General features: G+C 70.7%; 10 protein-coding genes. 4 read left to right on the top strand and 6 right to left on the bottom strand.

Annotated features, from left to right (window positions below; translation table 11 throughout):
* Window positions 1-26 precede the first annotated feature (26 nt).
* From L8F96_RS11865 to L8F96_RS11845, 5 genes are all read right to left on the bottom strand, one after another.
* On the bottom strand, window positions 27-3,257 hold the full coding sequence (locus L8F96_RS11865; RefSeq protein ID WP_334656095.1) for an efflux RND transporter permease subunit: 3,231 nt from the start codon (window positions 3,255-3,257) through the stop codon (window positions 27-29).
* A 3-nt stretch (window positions 3,258-3,260) separates the two neighbouring features.
* A complete protein-coding gene (locus L8F96_RS11860) occupies window positions 3,261-4,412 on the bottom strand; it encodes an efflux RND transporter periplasmic adaptor subunit (protein ID WP_294015452.1) in 1,152 nt (383 codons plus the stop codon).
* On the bottom strand, window positions 4,409-5,674 hold the full coding sequence (locus L8F96_RS11855; RefSeq protein WP_069318668.1) for a TolC family protein: 1,266 nt from the start codon (window positions 5,672-5,674) through the stop codon (window positions 4,409-4,411). The genes L8F96_RS11860 and L8F96_RS11855 overlap by 4 nt, the downstream gene beginning before the upstream one ends.
* Window positions 5,675-5,841: 167 nt before the next feature.
* Entirely contained in the window at window positions 5,842-6,051 is a 210-nt protein-coding gene (locus L8F96_RS11850) for a hypothetical protein (RefSeq protein ID WP_334656094.1), read from the bottom strand.
* A 47-nt stretch (window positions 6,052-6,098) separates the two neighbouring features.
* Window positions 6,099-6,557 carry a DUF3703 domain-containing protein gene (locus tag L8F96_RS11845; RefSeq protein ID WP_241212525.1) on the bottom strand — a complete coding sequence of 153 codons (459 nt, stop codon included), beginning with the start codon at window positions 6,555-6,557 and terminating at the stop codon, window positions 6,099-6,101.
* Window positions 6,558-6,591: 34 nt separating this feature from the next.
* Between L8F96_RS11845 and L8F96_RS11840 the strand changes: the two genes are divergently transcribed.
* The 4 genes from L8F96_RS11840 to L8F96_RS11825 all read left to right on the top strand — a co-directional run bounded on the left by L8F96_RS11840 (window position 6,592) and on the right by L8F96_RS11825 (window position 8,883).
* Window positions 6,592-6,981 carry a MerR family transcriptional regulator gene (locus L8F96_RS11840; RefSeq protein WP_334656093.1) on the top strand — a complete coding sequence of 130 codons (390 nt, stop codon included), beginning with the start codon at window positions 6,592-6,594 and terminating at the stop codon, window positions 6,979-6,981.
* Window positions 6,982-7,050: 69 nt separating this feature from the next.
* Entirely contained in the window at window positions 7,051-7,686 is a 636-nt protein-coding gene (locus L8F96_RS11835) for a cation diffusion facilitator family transporter (protein WP_069318665.1), read from the top strand.
* A complete protein-coding gene (locus L8F96_RS11830) occupies window positions 7,683-8,324 on the top strand; it encodes a class I SAM-dependent methyltransferase (protein ID WP_069318664.1) in 642 nt (213 codons plus the stop codon). The genes L8F96_RS11835 and L8F96_RS11830 overlap by 4 nt, the downstream gene beginning before the upstream one ends.
* A gap of 1 nt (window position 8,325) precedes the next feature.
* The gene (locus tag L8F96_RS11825; RefSeq protein WP_334656091.1) at window positions 8,326-8,883 is read left to right on the top strand and encodes an MAPEG family protein; all 558 of its coding nucleotides are present in this window, start codon (window positions 8,326-8,328) and stop codon (window positions 8,881-8,883) included.
* Here L8F96_RS11825 and L8F96_RS11820 read toward each other — a convergent pair.
* On the bottom strand, window positions 8,869-10,842 hold the full coding sequence (locus tag L8F96_RS11820; RefSeq protein WP_334656090.1) for an FTR1 family protein: 1,974 nt from the start codon (window positions 10,840-10,842) through the stop codon (window positions 8,869-8,871). The two genes, L8F96_RS11825 and L8F96_RS11820, sit on opposite strands and share 15 nt — an antisense overlap.
* Window positions 10,843-10,948: the final 106 nt, after the last annotated feature.

Below are 10,948 nucleotides of genomic sequence, written 5' to 3'. Positions count from 1 at the left end.
CGTGGGAGTGACCGCCGGCTCCGTGATCATGCGCCATGCGTCTGCGGTCCTTCGATGTCGGTGGTCGCGTCCGTCGCGCCCGCCTCGATCCGCCGCTGGCCGAAGCGGGCGTAGAGCGTCGGCAGCACGAACAGCGTCAGCAGCGTGGCCGAGATCAGCCCGCCGATGACGACCGTCGCCAGCGGCTTCTGCACCTCCGCGCCGGCACCGTGCCCGAGCGCCATCGGCACGAAGCCGAGCGACGCGACGAGCGCCGTCATCGCGACGGGCCGCAGGCGCGCCAGCGCGCCCTCGCGGGCGGCCGCGGCCCGGTCGAGGCCTCGGGACATCAGGTCCTGGATCGCCGACAGCATCACCAGTCCGTTGAGCACCGCGACGCCGGACAGCGCGATGAATCCGACCGCTGCGGAGATGGAGAACGGCATGCCCCGGAGCAGCAGTGCGAGGATCCCACCGACCAGGGCCAGCGGCACGCCGGTGAAGACGATCAGTGCGTCCCGCACCGATCCGAGCGCCCCGTAGAGCAGCAGCATGATGACCGCGAAGCAGATCGGCACGACGATCAGCAGCCGGTCCCGCGCCGACGCGAGGTTCTCGAACTGGCCGCCCCATTCTAGATACGTGCCGGGCGGCATCTTCACGCCGGAGGCGATCGCCTGCTGCGCGTCCGCGACCACGCCCGCGACGTCCCGCCCGCGCACGTTCGCCTGCACCACGACGCGCCGCTTACCGTTCTCTCGGCTGATCTGGTTCGGTCCATCGACGATGCCGATGTCCGCGACGGTCGACAGCGGCACGAACCCGCCTTCGGGCGTCGGCACCGGCACCTGGGCGACGGCGGTCAGATCGGAACGCGCGGCTTCGGGCAGACGGATCACGACGGGGAATCGCCGGTCCCCCTCGAAGATCACGCCGGCCTCGCGTCCGCCGATGGCGGCCGCGACGGTGTCCTGCACGTCGCCGGCCGTCACGCCCACCCGCGACATGGCCGTCCTGTTCGGTCGGATGTCGAGCATGGGAAGCCCCTCGGTCTGCTCGACGCGGACGTCGGTGGCGCCCCGCGTCCGACGCAGTATGTCGGCGATCTGCTCGGCAGTGGCGTTCATCTGGGCGAAGTCGTCGCCGAACACCTTGACCGCCACGTCCCCGCGCACGCCGGCGATCAGCTCGTTGAAGCGCATCTGGATGGGCTGGGTGATTTCATACGCGTTGCCGGGGAGCCCGGACAGTCGCTTCTCCAGCCGCTCGACGAACTCCGCCTTGTCGAGGTTTGGGTCCGGCCACTGGTTTCGGGGCTTCATGATCACGAACGTGTCGCTGATGCTCGCCGGCATCGGATCGGACGCGATCTCCGACGTTCCCGTCCGCGAGAAGGCGAACTGCACCTCCGGCTCCCTCGTGATAGCCTTCTCGACCTGCGCCTGCATGGCCTGGCTCTGGTCCACAGACGTGCCGGGGATCCGGATCGCCTGGACCAGCACGTTCCCCTCGTCGAGCTGCGGCAGGAATTCCTGGCCGAGGGTCGTGAACGCCGCGGCGGCGAGCGCGAGCGATCCGACGGCGACGCCCAACGTGGCGCTGGGGCGGCGCATGGCCTTGTCGAGGCCCGGCTCGTAGCGGCGGCGCAGCCATGCGATGGCGCGGCTCTCCTTCTCCTCCACCCGTTTCGACAGCCAGATAGCGATGGCGGCAGGGACGAACGTCAGCGACAGGATGAAGGCGAACACGAGGGCGATGATCACCGTCAGCGCCATCGGTTCGAACATCTTCCCCTCGACGCCGGTGAAGGTCAGCAGCGGCGCGTACACGAGGATGATGATAGCCTGGCCGTAGACGGAGGGCCGGATCATCTCGCGGGCGGACGCCGCGACGATGCCTAGGCGGTCTTTCAGCGGCAGCGGATCGTCCCGACCGTACTGAGCCTCGCCGAGCCGCCGCAGCGAGTTCTCGACGATGATGACGGCGCCGTCGACGATCAGCCCGAAGTCGAGTGCGCCGAGGCTCATCAGGTTGGCCGAGACCCCGGCCTGCAGCATGCCGATGCTGGTGAGCAGCATCGTGATGGGGATCACCATGGCGGCGATCAGCGCCGCCCTGAAGTTGCCGAGCAGCGCGAACAGGACGACGATGACGAGCAGTGCGCCCTCGGCCAGGTTGCGCGACACGGTGACGATCGTCGAGTTCACCAGTTCGGTCCGGTTGAGCACCGGCTTGACGATGACATCGACCGGAAGCGACGGACCGATCTGTTCGAGCCTCTCGGACACGCCGGTGGACACGGTGCGGCTGTTCTCGCCGATCCGCATGACTGCCGTGCCGACGACGACTTCGCGGCCGTTCTCCGAAGCCGATCCCATGCGCAGACCCTGACCGGTGCGGACGGCAGCGACCTGGCTGAGGACGATCGGCACGCCCTCGCGGGTCGCGATGACCGTGCGGGCGAGCTCGTCGGCGTTCCGGACGCGCCCGTCGGCGCGGACGGACAGGCCCTCGCCGTTCCGGTTGACGACGCCCGCGCCGACGCTGGTGTTGTTGCGCTCGAGCGCGGTGGCGAGATCCTGGAGCGTGATCCGCATCGCCGCCATGCGCTGCACGTCGGGCACCACCAGGTATTCCTTGGTGTAGCCGCCGAGCGAGTCGATCCCGGCGAGCCCCGGGGTGCCCTTCAGCTGCGGCGACACGATCCAGTCCTGGACCGTGCGCAGGTAGGTGGCCTTGTCCGCCTCGCTGACCAGATGGTCTCCTTCGGGGCTGATGTAGCTGCCGTCGGGCTGCAGTCCGGGTTCGCCGCTCTTGTGGTTGACCTTGTCCAGCTCGCGGTATTCGACCGTCCACATGAAGATGTCGCCGAGGCCGGTGGCGATCGGCCCCATCTCGGGGTTCACGCCGTCGGGCAGGTCCTCCTCGGCGGTGCGCAGGCGTTCGGACACCTGCTGGCGCGCGAAGTAGATGTCGGTGCCCTCGTCGAACACCGCCGTGATCTGGGCGAAGCCGTTACGGCTGAGCGAGCGGGTGTATTCGAGGCCGGGGATGCCGGCGAGCGCGGTCTCGACGGTGAAGGCGACCTGCTTCTCGACCTGGTCGGGTGAGAGCGCGGGTGCGACGACGTTGATCTGGACTTGGTTGTTGGTGATGTCGGGGACGGCGTCGATCGGCAGCCGCTGGAGCGCGAAGATGCCGGCGATGGCGGCGACGGCGGTGAGCAGCAGGACGAACCAGCGCCGCTCCACCGAGAAGGTGACGATGCGGGCGATCACGGGTCAGTCCTCGTGCTCGGCTTCGCCCTTTCCGAGCTCGGCCTTGAGGGTGAAGGAGTTGGTGGACGCGATGCGTTCGCCACCGTTGAGACCGGCCGTGACGACGACTTGGCCGCCGTTGCGCCGGCCCAGCGTCACCGGCACGGCCTTGAAGCCCGTCGCGGTGCGCACGAAGACGTGCGGCTTGTCCTCGATCATCTGGACGGCCGCCGACGGCACCGCGACGGTGCGGTCGCCGCCTGCCGGCACGATGATCGACGCGTTGACGGTCTCGCCCACGCGCCAGGTGTTGCCGCCGTTGTCGAGGGTCGCGATGACCGGCACCAGCCGGGTGGTCTCGTCGAGGACCGGCGACACGAACGTGACCCGTGCCGCCTGCCGGCGCCCCGGGCCCGTGACCTCGACCTGGGCGCCAGGCTGCACGCGTCCGGCGTCGGCCGGAAGCAGCGACATAGCGACCGAGACCTTCGAGAGGTTGGCGATGCGGAACAGCTCCGCGTCGGCGGCGACCGTCTGGCCAAGGGTCGCGGACCGGGCGATGACCTGCCCGGAGATGGGCGAGCGCACGGTGACGCGGTTGAGCGCCCCGCCGCCGCCGCCGGTCGCGGCGAGCTGCTGCTGCGCGAGCCGCAGGGCGATGTTGGCCTCGGTCGCGGCGGTGCGGGCGGCGATCAGGTCCTGCTCGGGCGAGACGCGCTCGGCGAACAGGCGCTGCTCGCGGCGGAGGTTGGACTGTGCCAGCGCCGCGCGGGCGCGCGCCGCCTCGATCTCGCCCTTCAGCGACGCCGCCTCGCGGCTCTCGATCACGGCGAGCACGTCGCCGCGTCCTACCGGCTGACCGAGGTTCCTGGTCAGCGACACGAGCCGCCCGGCGATCGCGGCGGACGCGACCTGCACGCCCTGGGGATCGCCCTCGATGGTGGCGCTCACCTCGATGGCGCCCGCGACGCCGCCGATCGTAGGCCGGACGACCTCTATGCCTGCTTCGGTGATCTGCTGCTGAGTGAGCGTGACCACGCCTTCCTCGGCGTGGCCTTCCTCGGACGCGTGCTCGTTGGCGGCGTTCTCGGCAGGCGCTTCGGCGCCGCCGCCACAGCCGGCGAGCGTCAGTGCGAAGGTCGCGGGGACGAGCGCCCGCAGTATGGTCTTCTTCATGGCTGGGCTTCCGTGTTGGCGGGCGCGCGGGCGGTGAGTCGCTCCAGGCGTGCCTTGGCGTCGTGATAGGCGGCGAGCGCGTCGATGGCGGCCGAGCGGGTCTGGGCGAGCGTGCGTTCGGCCTCGAGCAGGTCCAGCTGGCCGAACTTGCCCTCGCGGTAGCCGATGCGGGCGACGCGGGCGGCCTCCTGAGCCGCGGCGAGCGCCGGTCCGTTCGCCGCGCGCGCGTTCGCCTCCGCGTTGGCTAGGTCGGTCTCCGCCGTGGCGATCGCCTGCTGCGCGTCCAGCAGCGCGACGCGCCGCAGCGCCACGGCCTGGTCGCTCTGGGCTCGGGCGGCGTCGATGCTGGCGCGGCCGTTGTTGAACAGTGGGATCGGCAGGCTGACGCCGAAGACCGCCGCGACGTCGTTAGTGGCCTCAAGCCGACGAGCCCCGGCGCTCAGCGTCAGGTCTGGAACGCGCTGGCTGCGGGCGAGCCGCACCTGTGCATTTGCGGTGGCGACCTCGGCCTCGGCTGCGGCGAGCGCAAGCGTGCCCTCGGCGTTCGCCGCCAGGCGTGGACCGGCACCGGCGCCGACCCTGTCCAGCCAGGCGAGGTCAAACGCGCCGGGGTCTCGTCCGATCAGGCGGGCGAGGTTGGCGCGTGCGAGCACGGTGGCCCGTTCGGCCTGCGACAGTCCTGTGGTCGCGTTGATGCGGGCGACGTCGGCCCGCTGCTCCTCCAGCGGCGATGCCCGGCCCGCGCGCACGCGCACGTTCGCCGCTCTCAGTCCCTCCGTGGCGATGCCTAGCTGATCCCGCGCGATCAGCAGCCGGCGTTCGGAAGCCACCGCCTCGTTGTAGAGCTGGGTCACGCGAAGCCGAAGGTCGGCACGGGCCGCCACCACCGCCAGCCGCGCCCGGGCAGTCTGCGTGTCTGCCACGGCGATCCGCGCCGAGCGCTTGCCGCCAAACTCGATGGGCAGCGACATGCCGACCGTGGTCTCGGCGCCGCGGATGCCGCTGTATTCGCCCGTTCCTACGACGTTCTCCACCTCGACGTTGACCGACGGGTTGGGGCGCAGTCCGGCGACGCGGCGCTGCGCCTCGGCGGCCCGGACGCCCGCATCGGCCGCGCCGACGCCCGGAGCGTTCGCTTCGGCGAGTTCGAGTGCCTGATCGAGCGTGAGCCCGTCCTGCACGGCCGCCGTGGGGCCGGTCTGCGCCTGCGTCGATGATGCGCAGACGGTTGCGGCCAGGGCGGCCGCGAGCATTCGATGCATTTTCCACTTCTCCTGACGCTCGAAAGGTCCGGTGTGAGCCGGTTCGCGTCAGGCCTGCGGAGGGCGGAGCGCCGGGTCCGTCGATGCGCCCGCGAGTGCCGCCTCGGACCGGGGGAAGGGCTGCGCCTCGGCGATGGCCGTCGACCTGCCGGCGGTGTCGCCGGACGTCACCATGACGTGGTGCCCGTGGCAGCTCGCGTGGTGAGGCAGCCCTTCTTGCAGCCGCCGGGCATCTGGTCGCCACTCGCGTCCGCATCGCCGTCGACGGCCTGGGCGATCTCGGCGCAAGCGATGGAGGATTGCGCGTGCGCGACCGATCCCACCGTCAGCGACAGTGAGAGTGCGAGCATCGCGAACAGGCTGAACAGCCGGGCCATCGGGCGGTTCGTAGCACGGGCCTCGCCGCGTGTCAGCGACGGGCGCATTACCTGGGGCCGCCGTCCATAACCGAGCGGAGATCGTCCGGGATCGGCATGGGGCGGAAGGCGCTCACGTTCGACCGCCCTGTGTTGCCGACGGGGACGCGCCCCGTCATCGCAGCGAGGGGTGCGAGGGCGAGACGCGCCACTTGGCCGGCAACTTCGCGCAGATCATGCAGACGAAGCGCGTAAATGAGCATGCTCCAGTGCACGCGTAGGTGCAGCGGCAGCCTGGGCTGTGACAGGATGTGGGCACGCTCGAGCGCCCACCATGCGCCGCCAACGTCCCCGACGCGGGCTGCGGCGCGGTGGCGCGCCAGTTCGGCATCGACCAGGTGGGGGATCGATGATGATGGGTGCGAAGGCTTCATGCGGTCCTCGCCGAGGAAGGCCGCCTGCCCGAAATAATGCTGCTGCAAGCCATTTTCCACCTCGTGCGACTCGACGTGGAGGGGTAGATGCACCCTGTAGCTGCTGCAGGGTCAAGGGGAAGTTCGGGTGAAGATCGGCGAGCTCGCGCGGGCCACCGCCACGAAGGTGGAGACCATCCGCTTCTACGAGCGGATCGGGCTGCTGCCGGAGCCCGCCCGAACCGACGGCAACTACCGCGACTATGGGCCAGACCAGCTCGCCCGCCTTTCCTTCGTGCGTAGGGCCCGCGACCTCGGTTTCACCCTCGACCAGGTGCGGGAGCTGCTCTCGCTGGCCGACGATCGGGACAGGTCGTGCAAGGCGGTGGACGTTGTCGCCCGCGAGCATCTGGCGCAGGTCGACCAGAAGATCGCCGACCTGCGTTCGTTGCGGAAGGAGCTGAGCGGGATGATCGACCAGTGCGGCCAGGGAGTGATATCCGAATGCCGCATTATCGAGGCGCTGGGGCCTTCGTGATCCGGGCGGGTTGACCCTGTAGCGGCTACAGGGTGCACATGGGTCGCGACTCGCTTTTGGAGGCTGACGATGAGCGACTGCGGATGCGAGGCCGACACGGCCCGGGCCGGTGTGGACCCCGCCTATCGACGCGCCTTGTGGATCGTCGTCGTGCTGAACCTTGGCTTCGGCGCGTGCGAGCTGGTCGGCGGCTTCGTCGCCGGATCGCAGGCGCTGAAGGCCGACTCGCTCGACTTCCTCGGCGACGGCTCGATCACGCTGGTCGGACTGCTGGCGCTCGCGTGGTCGGCGGCCGCCCGCAGCCGCACCGCCCTCGTGCAGGGCGTCTTCCTCGGCGTCCTCGGGGCCGGCGTCCTCGTGTCGGCGATCTGGCGCGCGTTCAACGCCGTCCCGCCCGAGGCCGACCTGATGGGCGGCATCGGGGTCGTCGCCCTGGTCGTGAACGTAGCGGCCGCGCTGGTGCTGGCGCGGTTCCGCGGGAGCGGCGACGCGAACGCACGCGCCATCTGGCTGTTCTCGCGCAACGACGCGCTGGCGAACGTGGCGGTGATCGCCGCCGCGGCGCTGGTCGCGTGGACCGGCAGCGCCTGGCCGGACCTGGTGGTGGCGGGCGTCATCGCGGTGATCTTCCTCCACTCCGCGTATGACATCATCCGCGACGCACGGCGCGAGATGGCCGAGCGTAAGCCGAGAGGCCGGAGGTGACTGCGCAGACCTACACGCCCCCGCTCGGCACCGGCGACACGGCCGACTACGACCGGGCGATCCGTCGCTGGACGCGCGAGATGCGCTGGCGTCAGGCGATGTTGGCGGCGCTCGAGCCGGCACCCGGCGAGACGATCGCCGACGTGGGGTGCGGCACGGGCAGCTTCGTCGTGATGCTGAAGTCGGCTGCACCCGCCTCCACCGTGATCGGGATCGATCCGGACGACGAGGCGCTCGCCATCGCTCGGCGTAAGGCCGCCGATGCCGGCGTTGAGATCGAATGGCGCAAGGGGTTCGCGCGCGACGTGACGGGCCCCGCGGACGCGGTCGTGTCGAGCCTCGTCTTCCACCAGATGCCTCTGGTCGAGAAGCGCGCCGGCATGGCCGCCATCTATGCGGCGCTCCGTCCTGGCGGCAGGGTGCTGATCGCTGACTATGGGCGGCAGCGCGGGCTGATGCGCCTGTTGTTCCGGCTCACCATCCAGCGGCTCGACGGGGTGGAGGACACGCAGCCGAATGCGGACGGCATCCTTCCGGACCTGATCCGCGAGGCGGGCTTCGAGAAGGTGCGCGAGGTCGACCGCATCCATACGATCACGGGCAGCATCACTCTGCTGGAGGGTCTGCGACCCGGCTGACGTGGGAGGAACGGTCATGGACATCGCGGCCGAACAGCGGCTCGTCAGGCGGGGTGCCGCGACGGCGTTCCTGTTGACGTCGGCGGTATGCGCAGCCTCGGTCGTCTTCCTGCCGCAGCTGATCCCGATGCCCGGCGGGCTTGCAGAGCGGCTGGCGTTCGGGGTCCAGGCGGGCGTCCCGCACCTGCTCTGCTTGGTCGTGGCGATCCGGCTGGTGTCGAAGGGACGCTACGAGTCCGCGGCCGACATCGGCGGGGCGGCGGCGGGGCCGCCCAGTCCCGTCCTCGCGGTCAAGGCCGCGTTCCTCCAGAACACGATCGAGCAGGCCTTCGTCGGCGTCTGGTGCCAGCTGGTCCTCGCTTCGGTCGCGGACGGTGCCGTGCTCGCCCTTCTTCCCGCGTCCGGCCTGCTGTTCGCCGTGGGGCGCGTGCTGTTCTACCGCCGCTATGCAGGGGGAGCGGGAGCGCGGGCGCTGGGCATGGCGATGACCGTGCTGCCGTCGCTCGCCTGCCTGGGCTTTGCGGGCGTCCTCGCCACTGTGCGGCTATTCGGCTGGTAGCGCCCGCTCTGAGGCTGCCGGCCGGGCGCGGCCGCTCCGCCGGAAGCCCCAGACCAGTGCGAGCACTGCGCACACCTGCGCCCCGAGCGTCTCGACGGTCGGATACAGTCCCAGCATCTCGATGCGCGGGACGTTCTCTATGGGCGCGACACCGATGATGCCCGCCTCCTGCAGGCCTGAGATGCCCTTGCCGGCGAGCACCACCGCGAGCACCGCGATTAGCGCCGAGCTCCACCCGAAGAAGCGCGAGATCGGCAGCCGGGCGCTGAAGCGGAGCATCACCCATGCGATGACCGCCAGGAGCGCGATGGCGGTCCCGGCGCCCGCGAGCATCGCGCCGCCGTTCCCCTCGGCCCAGAGTGCGGCGTAGAACAGGATGGTCTCGAACACCTCACGGTAGACGACAACGAACGCCAGCAGGAACAGGAACCAGCCGGAACGCCTGGTCAGTGCGGCGGTGACCCGCTCCCGCACGTAGCGCTGCCATGCCTCGGCGCTGCTCTTTCCGTGCATCCAGATGCCGACCATCAGCAGGATGACGGCGGCGAACAGCGAGCCGAAGCCCTCGGTCAGCTCGCGCGACGCGCCGCTCACGCTGATGAGGTGGGTGGCGACGAACCAGGTCGCGACGCCCGCGGCGAGCGCGGTCATCCACCCGGCGTGGACGAGCGGCAGGACCGACTGCCGGTCCGTCTTGCGCAGGAACGCGATCATGGCCACGACGATCAGCAGCGCCTCAAGCCCCTCGCGCAGCAGGACGCCGAAGGCGCCGAGGAAGCTCGACGCGCTGCTGGCGCGCTCGGGCGCGAGTGCGTCCTCGGCCTCGCCGAACAGCGAGGCGAGCTCGTGGTTGGCCGCTTCCACTTCGGCGACCGGCCTGCCGGTGCCGATCGCAGCGCGCAGGCGTCCCATCGCCGTCTCGATGCGCGCCATCAGGGCCGCGTCGCGTGCGGCGAGGACAGGCTCCACCGGTTCGAACCCGTCGAGATAGGCTGAGAGCGCCAGGTCGGCGGCCGCCCTGCGGTCGCCTCGGCGGTATGCGGCCAGGCTGGCGTCCAGGCGTTCCCGGGTGAGCGCCAGTGAGCCGTCCGGGCGGCTCGTCACGGCGTCGGGGTGCCGGCGCAGGAACGCCGTGACGGCCGCTGCCTTCTCCGGCCCGAGCTCGGTCGACAGGGCGGCGGGCGTGATGCCGACGAGGGCGGCGAGATTCGGCAGCCGCGCGCGGATCGAGGCATCACTGCGCCAGAGCCGTTCGCCTTCGCGTGCGAGCGCATCGGGGTAGGCGAAGCCGCCCGCCTCGAACGCGAGCGCCCAGCGGTCGGCCTCCGGCAGGCCGGCGAAGCTCGGCATGGCGGTGCCCTCAAGGCCTTGGGAGATCACCTGGTAGAGGCCGAAGAGGCTGCGCTGGTCGGCACGGCCTTTGTCTGTGAACGCGATCGGCGGTGGATCGAGGCGGGTGGCCTGCGGTCCGCGCCCGTCTCCCGTTGCGCCGTGGCAAGACGCGCAGTTCTGCGCATAGAGTGTCCGCCCCCGCGTGACATCCGGCGGCGTGGCCGGTGCCAGCGGGACCGGGTATGCGGCGAGCAACGCCTGCCCGAGACCCTTGGCCTGGACTGCGACCGCGTCGGCTGGCGCCTTGCCAGCGATCGTGCGTCTCAGCGCCTGCGAGCGACGGACCAGGTCGGGCTTGGTGGCAGTTGGTGGCAGGCCGGCGACCCGCGCCTCGATCTGCGCCGCGAAATCTCCCATCTCGGCGTATTCAGCGGCGTTCCTGACCTGCCCGCCCGAGACGGCCTCGGGATAGTCGACCGCCACATAGTCGAGCAGCCGCCAGGTGGTCTGCACGTCCGCGTCGCGCGACTGGGCGCTCGCAGACGCCGCCCACGCACCTGAGAGCAGCAGGGTCGCGGCGAGGCAGGTGAACCAGCGGTAGAGCATGACGGCGACGTGTCGGGACATGGTAGGGCTTCTTGCGAGTCGCTCGCTTCTTGCACCCTCTAGCCCCTACAGGGTCAAGGGGCGGCGGCGATCCGGAAGCCGCCAGGTTTCGTTCCGGCGCGGTCGG

The sequence above is a fragment of the Sphingomonas panaciterrae genome, from assembly GCF_036890205.1.
Classification (GTDB): Bacteria; Pseudomonadota; Alphaproteobacteria; order Sphingomonadales; family Sphingomonadaceae; genus Sphingomonas; species Sphingomonas panaciterrae.
Note: the sequence above shows the minus strand (reverse complement) of the source record. Positions and strands in the feature narration are given on the sequence as shown.